Origin of the sequence: Gallibacterium genomosp. 1 (assembly GCF_001678575.1) — a bacterium.
In the GTDB taxonomy this organism is placed as follows: domain Bacteria; phylum Pseudomonadota; class Gammaproteobacteria; order Enterobacterales; family Pasteurellaceae; genus Gallibacterium.
Window position 1 is genome coordinate 25319 of record NZ_JTJP01000032.1, and the last position, 22216, is coordinate 47534.

A 22216-nucleotide genomic window follows, 5' to 3' on the forward strand; every position below is an offset into this window, starting at 1 on the left:
CTAATTTAAGGACAGATAAATGCGTAGTCTTAATTTTACTTATACTCATCTTGATGAAAATGTTGTGCAACAAATTGCCGACAAATTGGAACAATTTCAACATCCTACCTTACAAAAAGATCTGCTGACACTAAAAGCAGTGAAAAAAATTAGTTGTGAAAACAACAAATTGCAAATTGAGTTAACAATGCCATTTGCTTGGAACAGCGGTTTTGCCGATTTGAAAGCATCATTAAGTGAATCGTTGGCACGGTTGGCGAAGGTTGCATCAACCGAATGGAATCTTAATTATCAAATCGCTACTTTAAAAAGAGCTAACAATCAACCGGCAGTAAACGGAGTGAAAAACATTATTGCGGTGAGTTCTGGTAAAGGTGGAGTAGGAAAATCGACAACTGCGGTTAATTTGGCATTAGCATTACAAGCACAAGGTGCGAAAGTAGGTATTTTAGATGCTGATATTTATGGCCCATCCATTCCTTATATGTTGGGGGCTGAAGAGCAACGCCCTACTTCGCCGGATAATCAACATATGACACCGATTGTGGCACACGGTTTGCAATCTAACTCAATCGGCTATTTAATGGATGCGGATAGTGCAACTATCTGGCGCGGGCCAATGGCAAGCAGTGCTTTGAGCCAATTATTGAATGAAACCTGGTGGACGGATTTGGATTATCTTGTGATCGATATGCCACCGGGAACAGGTGATATTCAATTGACATTGTCACAACAAATTCCGGTAACTGGTGCGATTGTAGTTACTACACCGCAGGATATTGCATTATTGGATGCGATTAAAGGTATCACGATGTTTAACCGAGTTTCTGTGCCAGTATTGGGCGTTGTGGAAAATATGAGCGTTCATATTTGTGCAAATTGCGGTCATCACGAAGCGATTTTTGGCACTGGCGGTGCAGAAAAAATTGCTAAACGCTACAACATCAAATTGTTGGGACAATTGCCACTACATATCCGTTTACGCGAGGATTTGGATCAGGGCAAACCGACTGTGATTGCCGCGCCTAATGATGAAATCAGCAAAGCCTTTTTAGATTTAGCACAAAATGTTGCTGCTGAACTTTATTGGCAAGGTGAAACCATCCCGGCAGAAATTATGATTCGAGAAGTGAAATAGCATTGCTAAATTGATAAAATTTTTTAGAACAGATTTTAAACAGCTTTATATCTTTGATATAAAGCTGTTTTTTATGCTTTCTATCAGGATATGTTTAAAAAATTGAGAATTTTAAACATATTTCGTTAATATGTAGATTGGATAAACATATTTTGACAGCGAATCGAAAAAGAAAACCTACGAGGAGGTTAGGTTAGATATTTTTAGCAAAAGCTAATAAAGTATTTTCTTCGGTTCGATTAATATGGTTGATATTGAACTTATCAAAAGTCCGTTTAATAGTGTCAATCACATTGATTTTATTAGCTGTGTCAGCAGTATCCAATGCAAAGAGGATATTTTCTTTTTTCAATAAACCCTCTTCATCTGCTCGATTGATTTTAGATATCCAATTATCACAATGCTCAATCATATTCGGGCTTTCATCCTGGTCAAAAGCTAATGGTTTAACCGCTTTTAAGATTTCTTTCTGATCTTTATTTTTTAAAGCAAGCGGAAGGATGAATTTGGTTAATTCTCCTTTTACTGAATGTTGTTTGTAATTCGACAGAATAGCATCATTTTCAGCTTTAAAAATCGTTTTGAAGTGTTTCTCCATAATTGTTTCTTGATTATCGGATTTAATGCCAGATAAATGAATATATTTAGTATATAAATTATTAAAATAGGCTTGTGGATCATCAACTAGACCAACTGCTGCATTGCTGTATTGCACAATACCTTCCTTAACATCAACATAATGATGAAAGAAAGTTGCCATTTCTTGTGGAGTTAAATTGAATACTTGAGAGGTAATATGTTGTAATTCCTCATTTATGGTATCTCTTATGCTATTAAATATATTACTACGATAAAAAAAATCGTTCACACGCTTATCATTTTTAGCAACAAGTTGATAGCTCAGTTTTTGTTTTTCAGGTTCACACATCAGTAAGCCAACATTAACGAATTCACCTGTTTCAAAGTAAGGTCGAAACCTCACAAAACTATATAAAATTGGTTGTTTCATTCGATGTTGCTCCAGTAATCTTTGTTAGTTATGCGGTTTAGTAGTGTATGTATCTTATTAATATAATTATCAATTTTTTTAAATTCTTCTTCATCTACTGGAAACCAGTCATCAGGTATGAGTTTATAAATATGATTAAAGTCCTTTAGAATGTCAATAGCTCTATCTGTAAATAGCTGTTGATCAACAAAATCTAATCTCCACATTCTATTTTTAGGAGCAAAAATATGCTCATCGAATGCAGAAATTTCTTCGTCAAAAGCAAGATTATGATCTATTACGAGTATTTTCTGTTGCTGTTCATCAAAAAGTAAATTAATATTGCCAGTTCCTACTTGTGATGCAGTTCTATCTGAATTTAAAATCCATCTATCAAACATATAGAGCTGTTTTTGTAGGCTTTCAGGGAAATAATCGACATTTTTTGCTTGTACTGTTTTTGCTATTTTTGCTGAATCAATATATTTTGAAGCAAAAGCTGAGCCAACAGAAAGATCAGAGAGCCAATCAGACAAAATATATTTATTTGTTTCGTTAGTTATTTCAACAAAAGATATTTCAGGACAAGGTAACCCCATTTTGATTGCTAATTCAGAGCCAATAGTCTCAGCTAATAATTGCTGAATAGGCATCATTGCTTTTGTTTTGACAATGAACCATTGACCATCATCTGCTTGGCAGATAAAAGGTCGGGTTACCCCCATATCAGTTCTTTCTTGAATGAAAGAAATTTTCCTCATTGATACAATCTCTTATTTAAGAAAATCTAAATTTTGGTTTTAACACTAATTTTAGTGTCATTATTTATTTAAATGCATGGTTTGCTTTTTATATTCTAATAACATCGCATAAAATAAGACAGTTAAAAAGAAATAGAACATATTGCCTGAATTATGTGCAAAAAAGACTTGTGTTAACCCGTAAGACATTACTGAAGTGATGTGAATCATACCGAGTGTTGCTAATAATCTAACTTCTAAATTATCTTTATTTTCTCGATAAGCTTTAAAGAATTGCCATAGTGGAAATAAAAATACAGCAAGAAGGGATAATAATCCGATAACACCTCTTTCTAAAGTATCATTGAGAAATTGATTATGGGAGTGTCCATATTGTCCATCGTGCTCACTTATAATACCTTGTTTTGCTTGTTGTGCTCGCTTGGTATCAGCCCCTTTATCTCCCCATCCAAAGAGAGGTTTTTCTTGAATAGCTAATAGTCCAGCCTTCCAAAGTTCTAATCTAGGAGATACAGAACCGTCATTTGGTAAGTTAGATAACTGACGATTTGACAAAATATTGGTTATTTGTTGATAAACAATTTCTATTCGTGATTTTATAGGAGTATTCATTGAAATAATTAAACTAAATGCCACAAGAAAAGTTAGAATACATCCTATAATTGCTTTTTTAGAAAAGATGGTTCTATTTAAGTATAATAAGATTAAAAGAATAAATGGCGAGAGTAGCCAACCTCCACGAGATAGACTGAAAAGGCTTCCTATGACTCCTCCAATTATGCCTGTTACACATAAAATACTTAAAAAATTTAATTTCTTATTCCAACTATAAAAAAATATAGCAGCACAGAACATACCTAATGACATAGAAATATCACCGAATTGGATAGGCATTTGATATGAAAATTGGAAAGCTCTATTATAATGTAAGATATTAACCTGATAAAAAGAGAATAATCCTGAAATTATTCCGCCTAAAGGAATAACATATAACAATAACTGTAATTTAATCGGATAATTTTTAAATAAATAAAAGACAAATAAAAAAGTTAATGCTCGGCTTGGACCATCAAGAATTTTAGTGGAGTCTTGGTGAATTAACACATCAAGTAAATAGATAAAAAAGTAAAAACAAAAAGCAAAAACAAAAGCATAGCAGCTTGAATCAAGGAAGCATTTTTCTCTGGCTCTAAAAGCATAAAAAATAAAAAGTAATAAACCTACAGCAGCCAGAACAACACCTGTACCATATGCTTTAGGAATAATAACAAGAGCAATAAAAAAGTAAGCAACAGATAAATTTAAAAAAAATGAAATAGAACGGTGAAAAGTAGGGGGATTAAACATAATAATATCTTCAAAAATATATAAAATTTAATTAAGAGCAGTTATCTTCCCCCCCCCCTTGCCATTTAAAACAAGGGGAGTATGGAGATCAACGACTACGGAAAACGATACGACCTTTGCTTAAGTCATAAGGTGTCATTTCAACAGTCACTTTATCACCGGTAAGGATACGAATATAGTTTTTACGCATTTTACCGGAGATATGAGCAGTTACCACATGCCCATTTTCCAATTCAACACGAAACATTGTGTTTGGTAAGGTTTCCAAAATGGTACCTTGCATTTCAATACTATCTTCTTTTGCCATGTTTCCTCTAATAGTTAACAACTTTATTGATAATTAAACAAAAAGCTACCGAAGTAGCGCTTTAAACGGCGTAATTATACACATATTTTTAATATATATGCATTAAAAATTGGAGAGAGTTATTGAGAAATGCAATTAAACCTGTGACTAGAAGTCGCTGATATCCATTTATTTTGTACAAAAAATAATCTCAAATAATCGATTTTTAACTAAATAACTTGAAAATAATCAATTTGTTGCCAGTAAAATCGCTACTTTTCCAAAGTAGGATATTACGACACGACACAATTTGATAACTTTTATAAATTGTTGATTTACAATTATATTTACCCCCCTCCCTAGACACTTTTTAAGTAATTTGAATATATTGAAATGGCGTCATACTTCTTTTACAATATGCAAAAATTTTTTATCGAGAATAGTTCAAAATGGAAAATCAACGACAACAAAACTCATCAGATGAAATTGATCTGATTGAATTGCTTACCCTCTTATGGAAAAAGAAAGTTATCATTATTGCAACAACTTTCATCTGTGTGGTGATAGCAGCAATTTATGCTTTTACCGCTAAAGAACAGTGGACATCAAAAGCAGAAGTAATCGCACCTAATGCTGTTTCATTAAATAACTATCTAACTATCAGACGTGAATATGCTCGTATTTTAGGTAGTGATTTTGATGTAAACAGTTTATCTAATAGCTTTTTTTCAAAATTCAATCAATTACTTTATTCATTGGATGAGAGAGAAAATTTCTTATCTCAAACGGAAGTGTACAAATTAGAAAGTGTCGGTAAGGATAAAGAGCAGCAGCGAGTCATTTTAAATAAATTAGCGCGAGAAAATATCACTATTACCAAACCTGATGAGAAAAAAGATCCAAAAGCATTATGGGGAGGAGTACAAGTGAGTTTTTCCGCAGAAACACCAGCATTAGCTCAAGATACATTAAAAGCCTTCATAAAGCAGATTAGTCAAGAGTCATTAGATTACAATTTTAAGTCTTTTCTAATTACTTATAATGAAAAATTAACTGATCTTCGTTTTGAGCTTAACCAAATTAAACAAAATGTCGATATTCAACGCAATGTACAGTTAGAAAATTTACATCGAGCTTTGGATACAGCAAAGCGGGCAGATATTAAAGATTATTCAAAAATATCTGGTGAAGTAGAGAATAATTTATTAAATATAATTAGAGCAGATACCTCTATTCCTTTATCTGAATCTCCACTATCAGATAATCCATACCTCTTCATTTTAGGAGAAAAATATATTAGTGCGCAGATTAGTGCTATAAAACAAAACGATATCATTTACCCACCAAAATATTATCAGATTCAAGAACAGATAACGAAATTGGAAGCATTAGCTCAAAAATTTAAAGAAGGGAAATTGGAAACAAATGCTTATACTTATCTTTCTTCACCGGATTATCCTGTGGTTAAAGATAAGCCGAAAAGATTGTTAATTGTAGTAGCTGGTATGTTAATTGGTCTTATTTTATCAATTATTTATGTGTTAGTAACAAGTGCGTTTATTTCAAGAAAAAAAGAAATAAATTAGTAATGTTGAGAACAGATTATGCTGAATAATATTTTAAGTCTACACCGTAGTGTAAAAAGAGTTATTTCAATAATCATTGATATTCTTTTTATTGTTAGCTCCTATTTTTTAGCATTAGGAATTAGGCTTAATTTTCATGAAGAAGTGATAAAAACAGATAACTGGTATATTGTTTTATGTGTCAGTGTAATCTCTATTTTGACATTTATTCGTTTAGGTTTATATCGTGCAGTTCTTCGTTTTATTACCATTAAATTTACGCAAGTTGCTATTGTTGGTACGGGGGTATCAACAGCAGCATTGTTATTAGTAACATTTGCGTTTCAATTTAATTTACCAAGAACAGTTCTATTCTTATACTTTGTTTTCTTGTCTATTTTTGTTGTTTGTACTCGTTTTTTATGGCGTGCAATGTTGAGTTATGATCGTCATGATAAGACAAGAGTAATTATTTATGGGGCAGGAAGTTCAGGAAGACAGTTGCTGACAGCATTAAATCAAGCATCAAATTATTTAGTGGTTGGTTTTGTTGATGATAATAAAAATTTACATAGAACAGTAATGCACGGTATTACCGTATATAATCCAAAATCATTAGACAAATTAATTGAGAGCAGAAATGTAAAAAAAATATTATTAGCAATGCCAAGTGCAAGCCAGACACAACGTAAAAAGATTATTAATCGGATTAGTAAATATAAGTGCGAAATTCTAACAGTTCCGGGAATGGAAGATATTGTTAGTGGTAAAGCACATTTAACTAGCTTAAATCAAATTTCGATTTCCGACTTATTAGGAAGAGATATTGTTAAACCAATAGACACTTTATTGAATCAAGATATTAAAAATAAAGTTGTTATGGTAACCGGTGCAGGTGGATCAATTGGTTCTGAATTATGCCGTCAAATTGTTAAGCAACAACCTAGAAAATTAGTTTTGTTTGAGTTGAGTGAATTTTCATTATATCAAATTCATCAAGAATTATTACAAAATGATAATGTTAGAACAGAAAAAATTGAATTAGTTCCGTTATTAGGTTCGGTACAAAGGAAACATCGCTTAGATATTATTATGCATTCATTCCAAGTGGAAACAGTATATCATGCTGCAGCTTATAAACACGTTCCATTAGTGGAGTATAATGTTGTTGAAGGTATTCGTAATAATATTTTTGGTACTTTATCTTGTGCTCAAGCAGCTATTGAAGCAAAAGTTTCTACATTTGTTTTAATTTCTACAGATAAGGCTGTGCGCCCAACTAACATTATGGGAACAACTAAACGAATGGCTGAATTAGTGTTGCAGGCTCTTGCTAGTAAACAGAATACAACTCGTTTTTGTATGGTTCGTTTTGGTAATGTGCTTGGTTCATCAGGTTCAGTAGTGCCATTATTCAATAAACAGATTCGTGAAGGTGGTCCAATCACATTAACGCACCGAAGGATTACTCGTTTCTTTATGACCATTCCTGAAGCAGCTTCGCTAGTGATTCAAGCAGGTGCTATGGGAAAAGGTGGTGATGTGTTTGTGTTGGATATGGGAGAACCAGTCAAAATTTATGATCTAGCGGTAAAAATGGTGAATTTAAGTGGGTTGACTGTTAAAAATGAAAAAAATCCCGATGGGGATATTGAAATTCAAATAACAGGATTAAGACCGGGTGAAAAATTATATGAAGAGTTATTGATTGGTGAAAATGTTCACGGCACTACACATCCAAGAATAATGTCAGCAACAGAAATTATGATTGAATGGGATAAGTTGTCAGTTATTTTAGAACAATTGGATAAACTATGTGCAGAATATAAGATTGATGAGATTAGAGAATTATTAATGAAATCATCAACAGGGTTTAATCCGACAACGGAGATTTGTGATATGGTATATCGCAAATTGCATTAATAGATAATAAAAATAAAGGATAAAGTAATGAAAATCAGTTTTTCTCCTCCGGATATTACAGATTTAGAAATCAATGAGGTTATTGAAGCATTAAAAAGTGGTTGGATTACAACTGGTCCTCGTACTAAAACATTAGAGCAAAGACTTGCGTCATATATGGGAATAAAAAGGGGCGTTTGTTTAAATTCGGCAACAGCTGCCCTAGAATTGATTCTTAGAGTTTTGGATATTAAAGAAGATGATGAGATTATCACTTGTGCATATACTTATACAGCAAGTGCAAGTCCAGTTGTTCACATAGGAGCTAAACTGGTTCTCGTGGATACAGCACCTAATTCGTATCAAATGGATTATGAGGCTTTAGAAAAAGCGATTACTGAAAAAACTAAAGTCATTATTCCTATTGATATAGCTGGTGTACCTTGTGATTACGATAAGATTTTTGATATTGTTGAACGTAAAAAATCGCTTTTTAAATCATCAAATGATTTACAAGCGAAAATTGGACGTATAGCTGTAGTGGCTGATTGTGCCCATTCTCTTGGTTCTATATGGAGAGATCAAATGACTGGAGCTATTGCAGATTTTAGCAGTTTTTCTTTCCATGCAGTAAAAAACCTTACAACAGCAGAGGGAGGATATGCTACTTGGCGAAGTATTGATGGTGTTAATGATGAAGCTATTTATCATCAATTTCAACTTTTATCTCTACATGGACAAAATAAAGACGCATTAGCTAAAACAAAATTGGGTGCTTGGGAATATGATATTCAAGGTTGCTATTATAAATGTAATATGACGGACATTTGTGCTGCGATTGGCTTAGCTCAATTTGAACGTTATCCATTATTATTAGCTAGACGTAAAGAAATTATTGGCAGATATATAGAAGGACTAAAAGGATGTAATGTGGAGATTCTCCCTCATTTTACAAAAGATTATACGAGCTGTGGTCATTTGTTTTTAGTTCGCCTAATTGGGAAAGACGAACATTATCGCAATCGATTTATTGAAAAAATGGCAGAAGCAGGCATCGCTACGAATGTACACTATAAACCACTTCCAATGCATACAGCTTATAAAAATATGGGATTTTCGATAAATGATTATCCTAATTCATATAATCAATATTGTAATGAAATAACATTACCATTGCATACTCAGCTAACAAATGAGGAAGTTGATTATATTATTGAAAAATTTAAGAAAATTTTGAGTGATTAGTATGATTTTGCGAGATTGGGAAAATTTGCCTTTACGAATGAAAACAGAGTCCGTGAAGACATATTATGATTACTTAAAAACGAAGCGATTCAGTTTATTGTGCAAGGTGATATTTGATCGATGTTTGGCTGCAATTTTACTGATTTTACTATCTCCTTTATTTTTATATATTGCTTATAAGATTCATAAAGATAGCCCTGGAGATGTGTTTTTTAAGCAAACACGAGTTACTCAATACGGAAGAGAATTTAAAATCTATAAATTTCGTACAATGGTGGCTAATGCTGAGGCATTGGGGTCTCAAGTAACTACAGATAATGATAAAAGAATTACAGCTATAGGTGAGAAGCTAAGAAAAACGCGCTTAGATGAAATTCCGCAACTTATCAATATTTTAAAAGGCGAAATGAGCTTTGTAGGAACTCGACCAGAAGTTCCCCAATATGTTGACGCATATACGGATGAGATGATGGCAACATTGTTATTGCCAGCTGGCGTAACAAGTGAGGCAAGCATTGAGTATAAAGATGAGGACAGACTTTTATCTAATGCAGAAAATGCAGATAAAGAATATATTGAAAAAGTACTTCCTAAAAAAATGAAATGGAATTTAGAAAGTATACGAAATTATTCATTTAGTAGGGATCTAGTTACAATGATTAAAACAGTATTGGCGGTGATTAAGTAGAGGTTCTAATGTTATTAGATACAACAAAGGAAATTCAGAAAAAAGAACTGGAAATGCTACTCTATTTCACGAATTTTTGTAATGAACATAATTTGATGTTTTATTTATGCGGCGGAGGTTTAATTGGAGCAATTCGTCATCAAGGATTTATCCCGTGGGATGATGATTTAGATGTATTTATGCCAAGGGATGATTATGAGAAATTGTCTCAGCTATGGGATAAATATGCCGATAAAAAAAGGTATTCCTATTGTAGGACTAATCAGTATTTGAATTATCATGATGCAGGTGCGTCAATTAGAGATAATAATACGACATTTATTAATAGGCATAGTATACAAGAAGATATTTGTCATGGTTTAGCATTAGAAATTATGCCTATAGATGGTTGTCCTAGTAATAAAGTAAAAAGAGCTTTTCAGCTTTTTTATGCTATGATGTTTTCATTGTTTAATGTACAGAGATTACCTAATAATAAAGGAGTTTTGTTCCGGGTAATGGCGAAAATAATTTATTCTTTGATTCCTAGTCAGACGTTTAGATATAAGATTTGGTCGTTTGCAGAAAAAAGAATGATGCAATATAAATGGGCTGATGTTGAGCAAGTGACAGAATTAATAGGAAGTTTAAAGGGAATGAAGTTAATCCATCCTAAAAAGGATTTTGATTCTGTTATATATAAAAAGTTTGAAGGACATGATATTCCTGTAATGAGCGGTTATGATAGATATTTGCGTTTAATTTGGGGAGATTATATGAAACTTCCTCCAGAAAAGGATAGAAAAGCAAAACATGACGCAGTTTATATTGATATGAATACACCATATACACAATATAAGGGTAAATATTATTGTATTTCGGAGAGGAAAAAGTGAAAAATATTGCAATTATTTTTGCAGGAGGAGTAGGGGCAAGAATGAATAATCCTGAAACCCCTAAACAGTTTTTAGTATGGAATGGAAAAGCAGTTCTAATACATACTTTGTTGAATTTTGAAAAAAACGAAAACATAGATGCTATTATTTTAGCCTGTAAAGAAGATTGGATTGATTATGCTCGTTCTTTAATAGAAAAGGAAAATATAAATAAAGTTTGCTCTATTGTACCTGGAGGGGATACAGCTTTAGATTCTCAATATATTGCCTTAAAAAAAGCAAAAGAGTTATATGGAGAGAGGGATATTATAGTTTTAATTCATGATGGGGTTAGGCCATTGATTGATGATGAAATAATTAATAGAAATATTGAGGGTGTAAAGAAAAAAGGTTCTGCTATTACAGTAACAAAAGCTATAGAAACAGTAGTTTTAGTTAACAAAAATGCAGAAGTTTCTTCTGTATTAGATAGAGATTCTTGTGTTATGGCAAAAGCACCTCAGAGTTTTTGGTTGAGAGACATTTTGGATGCACATAATATAGCTCGAAAAAAAGGAGTATATAATTATGTCGATTCAGCCTCCCTTATGTTGGCATCCGGATTTACCTTAAATACAGTAATGGGGAAACATGAAAATATTAAAATAACTACTCCGTCAGATTATTATATGTTTTTAGGTATTTCGCGAGCGAGATTAGAGGAATAATATAAATGGAAAATTATTCACAGGTTTTGGAATCAGATTTGGAAAATATTGTTTGTAGATTAGATGATATTAATTTATTAAAGAATACAAGTATTTTAGTTACTGGAGCGACTGGTTTTTTAGGATCAATATTCATAAAGACTATCTTATTAGCTGATGAAAAGTATAGTTTAGGAGTTAAAATTGTAGGAATTGTAAGAGATAAGAATAAAATTAAGAAAGTATTTAATGATAAATTAATTGATAAGATTGTTTTTTTTGATGATTGGAATGGTCTAAAAGATATTTCTTTTGATTTTATTATGCATGCAGCAGCCCCAACACAATCTTCTTATTTTATTTCTTTCCCTGTGGAAACACTAGATAGTATGATGATTGGGATACATCAGGTATTGGAATTAGCTAAACAAAATAATAATTGTAGAGTGGTTTATCTTTCTTCGATGGAGCAGTATGGTATTCCCTATGAGAATGGAGCTTTTATGAATGAGCAAAGTATAGGAGTTATTGATCATTTGACTCCTAGAAGTAGTTATTCATTAGGTAAAAGGGTATGTGAGTGTTATTGTAGTGCTTATGCTACAGAATATGATGTAGATGTTAAAATAGCTCGTTTATCTCAAACTTTTGGCCCAGGAGTATCATTGACTGATAATCGGGTTTTTATGCAATTTGCGAGAAGTGTAATTAAAAATGAAAGTATTATATTACATACGGATGGAAGTTCAGTTTCTAATTTTTGCTATATTACAGATGCTATTTGTGGAATTTTTTTTATTTTATTTCTAGGGAAAAAAGGGGAAGCTTATAACATATGTAATGATAAAGAAACAAGAACTATTAAAGAAATTGCTGAAATGGTATCTGGCAAAGTAGCATCAGGAAAAATTAAAGTAGAATATGATATTCCCACAGAGTCTAATTATGGGTATGCTCCAACAGTAAATATGTTTTTATGTTCAGATAAATTGAAGAGTTTAGGTTGGAAGGCAGAGGTTTCTATGGAGAAAGCTTATGAAAGATTAGTTTGTTATTTAAAAGAGATAGAGAGCTTTCAATGAAGAATATCGTTGTAGTTACTATAGCTCTTGGAAATGATGGTGCAGAAAGGGTTTTAACAGAATTAATGCGTGAATGGAGTAATAAAGGTCATCATGTAACAGTTATTCAAACTCACGCAAATAGGTACGGTAATTCTACCTATGAGATATCTGATTCTATTAAAACAATATATATTCAATCTACTAGTAAGAACAAGATTATTAGATACTTACAAGAAATTAATAGTTTGATTCATATTTTAAGAGAAAATAAGTCCTCTACGGTTATATCTTTTTTATCTGCATCAAGCTTTATTTCTGCTATGGCCTCTTTATTTGTCCCTAATAAAATGATCTTTTCGGAAAGAAATAATCCGAAAGAATGTCCGATCGGATGGTTACAACAGAAATTGAGAAACTTATCTTTTTATTTTGCAGATAGGATAGTTTTTCAAACGGAAGAAGCTAGACAATATTTTTCATCATATATACAAAAAAAAGGGATTGTTATTCCTAACCCAATTAACGGAAAACTTCCTGATAGATATATAGGGGAAAAAGAAAAATTAGTTGTTACAGCTTGTAGACTTCACCCACAAAAGAATTTGTTTATGCTGATAGATGCATTTAAAAAATTTCATAATGATTTCCCTGATTATTCGTTAGTAATTTATGGGCAAGGAGTTCTGGAACAAGAGTTAAAGCAATATGTGTATAAATTAAATTTAGAAGAGAAAATTATATTTCCAGGATTTGAACGTAATGTTTTAAATAAATTGAATAAGGCAAGCATGTATGTTTCTTCCTCTAATTATGAAGGGATTTCAAATTCTATGCTTGAAGCTATGGCGTTAGGGTTACCTGTTATAGTAACAGATTGTCCTGTCGGTGGAGCTAGGATGATTATTCAAAATAATGAGAATGGGATTCTTGTACCTGTCAATGATACAGAAGCATTGTATCTTGGAATGAAAAGAGTTGCAGAAAATCCTCAGTTTGCAAAAAAATTAGCAGATAAAGCTTATTTGGTTAGAGAAAAATATCCATTACATATCATTGCAAATGAATGGCTGGAATTACTATAAGGGAAGCTTATGCGGTTTTTAAATATATCTATAAGCCACTTCTTTGATTCTCTTGTATCTATTTTTGTGGCCGTTTTTCTCTTTTTGTCTTTAACTATTTCGTTCGCTTTAGGTGAACAAAATAATTATGGCGCATATTTTTTGTTGTTAATTTTAGTTTGTATTTTGTTGTTCTCTCTTATTAGAGATAGAGGAAAAATTTCTATTAAGGTAACAAGTTTTTATACATGGATTCTATTATTTATCTTTTGTGGATGGTTAAGTATTTTCAATGCAAAAGATTTAGACTTTGTTATTGAACGAGTTATTGATCTTATAGAAATTTTTATAATGATTATAGTTTTTTATATTGCATTTCAGCACAAAAAATCAATAGATATATTGCTAAAAATAGGAATGTGGGTAGGATACAGTATTTCTTTCTATACAGTGTTTTACTATGGCTACGATAATATATTACTTATTGTTAATAAGGGGGCAAGAATATCAAATGATGCCTTGAATGCAAATACTGTAGGTTTATGTGCAGCTCAGGCGATTTTAATTAATAGCTATTATTTTTTATATAAAAAGAAAAATTGGACTGATATTCTTATCTTGCCTGCAATATTTGTTTTGATTGCTTCAGGAAGTAGGAAAGCTTTATTGGCAATTTTTATAGGGTTAATAGCTCTATATTGTTTGCAATATATAAATAATAGAAATAAGCTTTTTGTTTTTATGAAGATATTTAGCTCTTTATTTGTCCTTATGTTTTTTTCTATATTAATACTACAACTTCCCATCTTTGATGGAATAACCTTAAGAATAGATGAGATGCTTAATGGTTTCTTGGGGAAGAATGAAACAGATCATTCGACTGAGGTAAGAATGAATTTAGTACAAATAGGCTGGAATTTATTTCTTAACTTTCCTATTCTGGGTGTTGGATTAAATAATCCGCAAATTTATACTTATCCAATATATCATGCAGAAGGATATTACTTACATAATAATTATTTAGAGTTGCTATGTGGTGTTGGAATTATAGGTACTTTTGCTTATTATTCACTATTTATAAAATTATTAAAGGATCTTATTAAGTATAGGGATTGGTCGGATCCAGAATATATAGTTATATTGATATTGTTATTAGGGCGATTATTTTTAGATATGGGTATGGTTTCATATGAAATGAAATTAACATACTTTTATCTTTTATTAATCTATTTAAAGACCCAATTGTTAAAGAAAAAATATAGCGAGATTAGATATGTTTCACAAGATAAAAACATTGATAACACTTTTGCAAAAAGATAAATCAAGAATTCCCTATGCATTATTGAATAATTTAACAAGACTAGGGATAACAAGATTTATTCCTGATAAATTATATCTTAAAATAATGTATAAATTAGCCACAGGAAATAAATTAGATTTAGAAAACCCTAAAAAATTTAATGAAAAACTCCAATGGCTGAAATTAAATGATAGACGTGATATTTATACCACGATGTGCGATAAATACCGTGTCAGAGATTACATAAAGAAAACGATAGGAGAAGAGTATTTAATTCCTCTTTTAGGCATGTGGGAAACCGTAGAGGATATAGATTTTAAATCCTTGCCTGACCAATTTGTTTTAAAATGTAACCATGATTCTGGTAGTATCTTAATTTGTAAGGATAAATCAAGCTTTGATATTGAAAAGGCAAAGAAGAAACTGTCTTCAGGGTTAAAACGGAATGGATACTGGTTTGGAAGAGAATGGCCCTATAAAAATATCAAACCTTGTGTTATTGCTGAAAAATATATGTTTAATAAAGGGGAAAGTGATTTAATTGATTATAAATTTTATTGCTTTAATGGAATTCCAGTTTTCTGTCAGGTTATTTGTAGCCGAAGTGAATCTGAAACAATAGATTTTTTTGACTTAAATTGGGTCCTCCAGCCTTTTTCAGGAATACATGTTGGAAATATTCCTTTCAAAAGTAGTCAGAAAATTCTTAATAAACCTATAAATTTAGATAAAATGATACAATTTTCTCAGTGGCTATCAAAAGATAAACCTTTTTCTAGAATTGATTTTTATGAGGTTCAAGAAAAATTATATTTTGGAGAAATTACTTTATATCCAGCTGCAGGATTTGGACGATTTGAACCTGATGAATGGGATTATAAATTAGGTAATATACTAAAATTACCAATAGAAAGAGCTAAAAAAATATAAATAGATAGTTTTGGAGTGTTTTATATGCGAGTTATCATTGGCGGAGATACTGTCCCAACAAAAAGAAATTATAATGCTTTTTCTGATGGAGATTTAGAGTCATTAATTGGGGAAAAATTATTGTATGATTTAAATGCTGCAGACTTAGTTATCTTGAATTTAGAGACCCCATTAGTTAATGAAGAATCACCAATCGAGAAAGCAGGTCCTCACCTAAAAGCCCCAACAGATTCAATTAATGCTCTCAGAAAAATTAAATCTTTATTTTTTACTCTTGCTAATAACCATATTTATGATCATGGAGAAAAAGGATTAAATTCAACTATAGAAATTCTAAAAAAGAATAATATCCCATTTTCTGGTATTGGGAATAATTTAGAAGAAGCTTCAAGACCCTATATTTATAAAACTGATGGTATGAATCTAGGGATTTATTGTTGTGCTGAACATGAATTCTCTATTGCTACGGAAACGCGCTCTGGAGCAAATCCTTTTGACCCATTAGAAAGTTTTGACCATATTCAAACCTTAAAGCATCAATGTGATTTTATTATAGTCCTCTATCATGGAGGAAAAGAGCATTATCGCTACCCTTCTCCTCAATTACAAAGAATTTGTCGAAAGTTTATAGACAAGGGAGCAAATTTAGTTATTTGTCAACACAGCCATTGTATTGGATGCGAAGAGGACTGGAATAAAGGAAAAATAATTTATGGTCAAGGAAATTTTTTATTTGATTATATGGATAATGATTTCTGGCAAACTAGCTTACTTCTAGATCTTGAAATAAAATCAAATCATTTTAATATAAAATATATTCCTATTATAAAAAGAAAGGAATGTATTAGATTAGCTGATCTAAAACAAAAAAAAGATATCTTAAGTCAATTCTATTTAAGAAGTAATCAAATAAAGAATCCTGGCTTTATACAATCCCAATATCAAACTTTTGCTAAGAATATGCAGTGGGAATATTTATCTGCATTTGCTGGGAAAATCACAAAAAATATTTTTTATAGAATACTTAATAAACTCAGTGGCTATAAGTTTTCACCATGGTATCTAAATAAAAGGTATGGCATGTTACAGCGAATTTTTATAGAGAATTATGTTGAATGTGAGGCTCATAGAGAATTACTAATCCAAGGTATAAAAAGTAAAGTAAAATCAGACAATTTAGAGTACGAGAAAAAATGATGGAAAAAAAATGTTTTTTTTGGATTTGTGTCCCTGTGTACAATGTGGAAGCTTTCTTAAAAGATTGTCTTGATTCTGTTTTAAATCAAACATACCAAAATTTTAGAGTAGTGTTAGTGAATGATGGTTCTACTGATGATTCAGGAACTATTTGTGACGAATATGCTAATCGGGATAAACGAATTTCAGTAATTCATAAAAAAAATGAAGGACAAATATCTGCACGCCAAATGGCCATGAAGTTCGTGTTAGAAAATGCAAATAAAATCTCCCAAAATTTAGCTTTTCTAGTATATTTAGACTCAGATGATTCCTTAAAGCAGAATGCTTTAGAAAAGATTAATAATACTATAAACAAATATTCTTGTGATATGGTTATTTATGGTATGGATAGAGTTTACAAAGATAAAGTAATTAAATCTTTTGAAAATAAAGATATATTCGATCTTATTGAGGATAAGAGAGTGCTTTATACAATAGTATTCAATGATTCTGACTATAACCCTGTATGTAGAAAAGCAATAAATACTGCATTATTAAATAAACTAGATTATAGCCAATACTTTCATATTAAACATGCTGAAGATCTTCTACAGAGTATCGATTACTATAAAAGAGCATCGAAGATTTACTTTCTTAATGAGGCACTCTATAATTATACTCTGAACCCTCAGAGTATCACGCAAACAGTATCTTATCAAAATTTCAAAGTTGATTTTACAGTAAGGGAGAAGGTTCTTGCTTTTTTAATGACTGAGAATGTTTTTTCACGAGAGAATTGGGTGCAATATTATTCCTACTGTATACTACAGATAACTAATACAGTTAAGACAATATTTAAGTTTAATACACCACTGTTAGAAAAAATTAAATTATGTGATCAGATTTATAATTCATCATATTACAAATCTATTAGTGTGGCAAATTTGGATAAAAAACGATTAGGCTCTGCTAATTATTTTATTTATACCTTGTTTAAAAATAAAGCATACTTCATCCTAAATATAATTTTTTATATTTATAAAGTTTTAAAATAATTAGAGGTAAGTAATGGGCCCATCTGGTGATTCTCGTAAGAAAAAAGCAAAATTAAATATTATCGTTTCTTTAGTAACTCAAGTTATTACTTTAGTTTGTGGGATGTTAGTTCCTTGGCTAATAATCAATAAATTTGGTTCAGAAGCTTATGGTGCGACAGTATCAATAACTCAATTTCTAGGATATATAGCTTTATTAGAGGGGGGAATAGGAGGCGTTGCAAGAGCAGCATTATATAAACCTTTAGCTAATAGAGATAAAAAAACAATCTTTAATATCATATTGGAATTAAAAAAGTTTTTTAGGCTAATTGCTTATTTTTTTATTGTATATGTGTTGGTGTTGGCTTGTAGCTTCCATACATTAGCACATGTTGAAATTTTTGATTGGATTAGTACCTTTTTATTAGTAATAGTCATCAGTATTTCTATATTTGCTCAATATTTTTTAGGTATCACTTATTCTATACTAATACAAGCAAGTCAGAGGATATATATTACTAATATAATCAATATGTTAACGTTATTGTTGAATGTTATTACTGTTTTTATGTTGGTTTATTTTGGTTATAGTTTAATTATAATAAAATTAGCAAGTAGTTGTATATTTATTCTTAGACCTATTCTAATGTGGAGATACATAAAAATTAAATTTGGCTTTTTATCTGAAGAAACGAAAAAAAAAGAGGAGAATATTTTAAAACAGAAGTGGATTGGATTAGGGCAACATATAGCGTATTTTTTACACTCAAATACAGATATTGGAATATTAACTATTTTTAGTGATCTAAAATTCGTGGCTGTATACTCTATATACAATATGATTGTTTTCCAAATTCAGAACTTTGCAGTATCATTTTCTTCAGGAATAGAGTCTTATTTTGGAGATATACTGGCTAAAAAAGAGTATGAAATATTACATCAAGTTTTTAATAGATATGAATTATTGTTATCGATTGTATCGGTAATACTTTTTTCAGTTACTACTGTTATGATTACTCCTTTTATAGCTATTTATACTCATCATATAAATGATATTAGTTATGATGTTTTCACGTTTGCATTGCTATTAATTTTATCTTCATTCGTTACTACATTGCGAGTTCCATACCATAATTTAATTATAGCGGCAGGACATTTTAAAGAGACTCAATTAGTAGCTTATGGGGAGGTTGCCATCAATCTTTTCTTATCGGTTATTCTTGTTTATTGGTTAGGTCTAGTAGGTGTAGCTATAGGAACATTAGTTGCCATATCTTTTAGATTCTTATTTTATGTGTACTATTTGTCAAATAAGATATTTAATAGGAAAAAAATGTATTTTTTTAAAAGATCTTTTATTAATTCTATTACATTTTTTTTCATTATTTGGATAGGTTTAAAATTTAGAAATGGTTTTATTATAGATGGATATTTTGACTGGATTATTTGTTCCTGTTTAGTAACAACCATATCTTTACTAATTGTATTTTTGATTAATTACCTCTTTTATAAAAGGGAAATTGCAGAAATTATACATCAATATGTAAAGGGCAGAATAGATAAAACTATCGGAGATAAATAAAATGAAAATCGCAATAGCCGGAACGGGCTACGTAGGACTATCAAATGGAATTTTATTGGCACAACATAATCAAGTGGTTATGTTAGATATTGTGCCTGAAAAAGTTGCAATGTTAAATGATAGGAAATCCCCTATTTTGGATAAAGAAATTGAGGAGTATCTTGCTTCTAAGCCACTTAATTTTAAAGCGACATTAGATTCGAAAGAAGCGTTTAGTGGAGCTGAATATATTATTATTTCTACCCCGACTAATTACGATCCTGATAAAAATTATTTTGATACTTCTTCAGTTGAAAGCGTTATTGAGGAAGTTTTAGCTATTAACCCATCTGCAACAATAGTTATTAAATCTACTATTCCTGTAGGTTATACGGAAAAAGTACGTGAGAGATATAATACAAATAATATTATTTTCTCACCTGAGTTTTTGCGTGAAGGAAAGGCTCTTTATGATAATTTATATCCTTCTCGTATTGTAGTGGGAGAGGAGTCTGAACGTGCACATAAGTTCGCTTCTTTATTAGCACAAGGTGCAATTAAACAAGATATTCTGATGTTGTTTACTGGTTCAACAGAAGCTGAAGCGATTAAATTATTTGCCAATACTTATCTGGCATTACGTGTAGCTTATTTTAATGAGTTGGACTCTTATGCTGAAATTAGAGAGTTGAATACTGCAGAAATTATCAAAGGAGTTTGTTTAGATCCTAGAATTGGAGATTTCTATAATAATCCATCTTTTGGTTACGGCGGATATTGCTTACCAAAAGATACTAAACAGCTATTGGCTAATTATTCTGATATTCCTCAAAATTTAATTACCGCTATTGTGGATGCTAATCGTACTCGTAAAGACCATATTGCGGATATGATTATCGCTCGTCAGCCTAAAATAGTTGGTGTTTATCGTTTAACAATGAAAACCTCTTCTGATAATTTTAGGGCTTCAGCGATTCAAGGCGTAATGAAAAGAATTAAGGCAAAGGGAATAGAGGTTATAGTTTATGAACCAACACTTGATGCTAATGAGTTTTTTCATTCTCGTGTAGAAAAGAATTTAGCAACTTTCAAGCACCAAGCGGATGTTATTCTAGCTAATCGTTTATCAGAAGATTTAATTGATGCGAAAGATAAGGTTTATACTAGGGATTTATTTGTGCGTGATTAAAAATAAGTGAGCAAAAAATGAATATATTTGATAACAAGAAAAAGGTTTTGATTACTGGTGCCGCTGGCTTTATTGGGTTTCATTTAGCGAAACGTTTGTTGGAATTGGGAGCCAAGGTTTGTGGCTTTGATAGTGTTAATGATTATTATGATGTGCAATTAAAAGAAGATCGCTTAAAAATTCTTTCACAATTTAATAGTTTTTCTTTTGTTCGAGCAAATTTAGCAGATGCACAAGCGGTAAACCGTTGTTTTGAGGAATTTGATCCAGATATTGTTGTCAATTTAGCAGCACAAGCAGGGGTTCGTTATAGTATTGATAATCCATATGCTTATGTTGAATCAAATTTAATAGGCTTTTTTAATATTTTAGAGGCTTGTCGTCATTATCCCGTAGAGCATCTTTTGTTTGCTTCAAGCTCTTCTGTTTATGGCAACCAACAAAAAACACCGTTTAGTACTTCGGATAATGTTGATCAGCCAATTAGTTTTTATGCTGCTACAAAAAAATCGAATGAATTAATGGCATATACTTATAGTCATTTATATGGTATTCCATCAACTGGGTTACGTTTTTTTACGGTATATGGTCCTTTTGGGCGTCCTGATATGGCTTATTTTAAATTTACGAATATGATTTATGCCGGTCAAGCAATTAAGATATATAACCAAGGTGATATGTATCGTGATTTTACGTATATTGATGATATCGTAAAAGGAATTGAAAATATGCTTTGTAATCCTCCGCAAGCTAATAACCAAGGCGATCATTACAAGGTGTATAACATCGGTAATAACCAGCCAGAAAAATTAATGTATTTCATAGAGACATTAGAAAAGTCTCTAGGTATGCAGGCAGAAAAAGAATATCTTCCTATGCAAGATGGGGATGTTTATCAAACTTATGCTGATGTGAGCGAGTTAGAGAGAGATTTTGGATTTAAGCCTAGTACTTCCATAGAGGATGGACTTGGGCGATTCGCAAAATGGTATAAGGAGTATTATTCTAAGTAAATAGCTTAACTTAATACTACTGATAGTTGTGATTTCAGGATAGCAGAGTATGTTGTCCTGTGTTCAACATTTAATTTCCTTCTTTCCCAATAAACAGCCCCTTCAAAAAATGGTAAATAAACTCAAAATTTAAATTTTGAGTTTATTTACCATTTTCATCTATGTAACAATCTGGTTTTTTGTAGAAATTCTTGTAGGTTGAAATATTATTGCTCGATCTTTCCTTAATCTAGATGTTTTTATACCAAATAGAGGGGGAATCAATATTCATTGATGCTTATGGATAAAAATAGCTTTTATTAAGGGTAGAAGCATTATTATCTAATAAATAATAAATTTATCTAAAACGCTCTACAAACCCTCTTTTATATTTGATATGACTTTGAATATTTGTAGTGGTA

General features: G+C 31.1%; 20 protein-coding genes. 16 read left to right on the plus strand and 4 right to left on the minus strand.

The window, feature by feature from the left end; all coding sequences use genetic code 11:
- Nucleotides 1-19 precede the first annotated feature (19 nt).
- Nucleotides 20-1138 carry an iron-sulfur cluster carrier protein ApbC gene (gene apbC / locus QV04_RS06515; RefSeq protein WP_039134454.1) on the plus strand — a complete coding sequence of 373 codons (1119 nt, stop codon included), beginning with the start codon at nucleotides 20-22 and terminating at the stop codon, nucleotides 1136-1138.
- 193 nt (nucleotides 1139-1331) lie between these two features.
- Here the strand turns inward: apbC and QV04_RS06520 are convergent, their stop codons facing one another.
- The 4 genes from QV04_RS06520 to infA form a co-directional block, all read right to left on the minus strand.
- Nucleotides 1332-2147 (minus strand): DUF3037 domain-containing protein, encoded by an 816-nt coding sequence (locus QV04_RS06520; protein WP_065231355.1) that lies wholly within the window; start codon nucleotides 2145-2147, stop codon nucleotides 1332-1334.
- Nucleotides 2144-2887: a HipA family kinase gene (locus QV04_RS06525; RefSeq protein WP_065231356.1), complete on the minus strand. Its 744-nt coding sequence runs from the start codon at nucleotides 2885-2887 to the stop codon at nucleotides 2144-2146. Before QV04_RS06525 ends, QV04_RS06520 begins: the two co-directional genes overlap by 4 nt.
- Before the next feature lie 60 nt (nucleotides 2888-2947).
- Nucleotides 2948-4234, minus strand: a complete 1287-nt coding sequence (locus QV04_RS06530) for an O-antigen ligase family protein (RefSeq protein WP_065231357.1) — start codon at nucleotides 4232-4234, stop codon at nucleotides 2948-2950.
- 88 nt (nucleotides 4235-4322) lie between these two features.
- A complete protein-coding gene (gene infA / locus QV04_RS06535) occupies nucleotides 4323-4541 on the minus strand; it encodes a translation initiation factor IF-1 (protein WP_013746899.1) in 219 nt (72 codons plus the stop codon).
- Between the two features lie 428 nt (nucleotides 4542-4969).
- On the opposite strand from infA, the gene QV04_RS06540 reads away from it, so the two are divergent.
- From QV04_RS06540 to QV04_RS06610, 15 genes are read left to right on the plus strand one after another with little or no spacing between them, the layout of a single operon-like run.
- Nucleotides 4970-6106 carry an LPS O-antigen chain length determinant protein WzzB gene (locus QV04_RS06540; protein ID WP_065231358.1) on the plus strand — a complete coding sequence of 379 codons (1137 nt, stop codon included), beginning with the start codon at nucleotides 4970-4972 and terminating at the stop codon, nucleotides 6104-6106.
- Between the two features lie 18 nt (nucleotides 6107-6124).
- Nucleotides 6125-8008 (plus strand): polysaccharide biosynthesis protein, encoded by a 1884-nt coding sequence (locus QV04_RS06545; RefSeq protein ID WP_082985584.1) that lies wholly within the window; start codon nucleotides 6125-6127, stop codon nucleotides 8006-8008.
- Between the two features lie 27 nt (nucleotides 8009-8035).
- The gene (locus QV04_RS06550) at nucleotides 8036-9232 is read left to right on the plus strand and encodes a DegT/DnrJ/EryC1/StrS family aminotransferase (protein ID WP_065231360.1); all 1197 of its coding nucleotides are present in this window, start codon (nucleotides 8036-8038) and stop codon (nucleotides 9230-9232) included.
- A 7-nt stretch (nucleotides 9233-9239) separates the two neighbouring features.
- Complete coding sequence (locus QV04_RS06555; protein WP_419177512.1) at nucleotides 9240-9920, plus strand: sugar transferase; 681 nt, start codon at nucleotides 9240-9242, stop codon at nucleotides 9918-9920.
- Nucleotides 9921-9928: 8 nt separating this feature from the next.
- The gene (locus QV04_RS06560; RefSeq protein WP_065231362.1) at nucleotides 9929-10795 is read left to right on the plus strand and encodes a LicD family protein; all 867 of its coding nucleotides are present in this window, start codon (nucleotides 9929-9931) and stop codon (nucleotides 10793-10795) included.
- Nucleotides 10792-11502, plus strand: coding sequence for an IspD/TarI family cytidylyltransferase (locus QV04_RS06565; RefSeq protein WP_065231363.1), 711 nt, complete (start codon nucleotides 10792-10794; stop codon nucleotides 11500-11502). Before QV04_RS06560 ends, QV04_RS06565 begins: the two co-directional genes overlap by 4 nt.
- A 5-nt stretch (nucleotides 11503-11507) precedes the next feature.
- Nucleotides 11508-12563, plus strand: coding sequence for an NAD-dependent epimerase/dehydratase family protein (locus QV04_RS06570; protein ID WP_065231364.1), 1056 nt, complete (start codon nucleotides 11508-11510; stop codon nucleotides 12561-12563).
- On the plus strand, nucleotides 12560-13627 hold the full coding sequence (locus QV04_RS06575) for a glycosyltransferase (RefSeq protein ID WP_065231365.1): 1068 nt from the start codon (nucleotides 12560-12562) through the stop codon (nucleotides 13625-13627). Before QV04_RS06570 ends, QV04_RS06575 begins: the two co-directional genes overlap by 4 nt.
- Before the next feature lie 9 nt (nucleotides 13628-13636).
- A complete protein-coding gene (locus tag QV04_RS06580; RefSeq protein WP_065231366.1) occupies nucleotides 13637-14926 on the plus strand; it encodes an O-antigen ligase family protein in 1290 nt (429 codons plus the stop codon).
- Nucleotides 14913-15836 carry an ATP-grasp fold amidoligase family protein gene (locus tag QV04_RS06585; RefSeq protein WP_065231374.1) on the plus strand — a complete coding sequence of 308 codons (924 nt, stop codon included), beginning with the start codon at nucleotides 14913-14915 and terminating at the stop codon, nucleotides 15834-15836. Before QV04_RS06580 ends, QV04_RS06585 begins: the two co-directional genes overlap by 14 nt.
- A 24-nt stretch (nucleotides 15837-15860) precedes the next feature.
- Complete coding sequence (locus QV04_RS06590) at nucleotides 15861-17033, plus strand: CapA family protein (RefSeq protein ID WP_065231367.1); 1173 nt, start codon at nucleotides 15861-15863, stop codon at nucleotides 17031-17033.
- Nucleotides 17030-18070: a glycosyltransferase family 2 protein gene (locus QV04_RS06595; RefSeq protein ID WP_065231368.1), complete on the plus strand. Its 1041-nt coding sequence runs from the start codon at nucleotides 17030-17032 to the stop codon at nucleotides 18068-18070. The genes QV04_RS06590 and QV04_RS06595 overlap by 4 nt, the downstream gene beginning before the upstream one ends.
- Before the next feature lie 13 nt (nucleotides 18071-18083).
- Complete coding sequence (locus QV04_RS06600) at nucleotides 18084-19634, plus strand: polysaccharide biosynthesis C-terminal domain-containing protein (RefSeq protein ID WP_065231369.1); 1551 nt, start codon at nucleotides 18084-18086, stop codon at nucleotides 19632-19634.
- Between the two features lies 1 nt (nucleotide 19635).
- Nucleotides 19636-20802, plus strand: coding sequence for a nucleotide sugar dehydrogenase (locus QV04_RS06605; protein WP_065231370.1), 1167 nt, complete (start codon nucleotides 19636-19638; stop codon nucleotides 20800-20802).
- A 17-nt stretch (nucleotides 20803-20819) separates the two neighbouring features.
- The gene (locus tag QV04_RS06610; protein WP_065231371.1) at nucleotides 20820-21815 is read left to right on the plus strand and encodes an NAD-dependent epimerase; all 996 of its coding nucleotides are present in this window, start codon (nucleotides 20820-20822) and stop codon (nucleotides 21813-21815) included.
- Nucleotides 21816-22216: the final 401 nt, after the last annotated feature.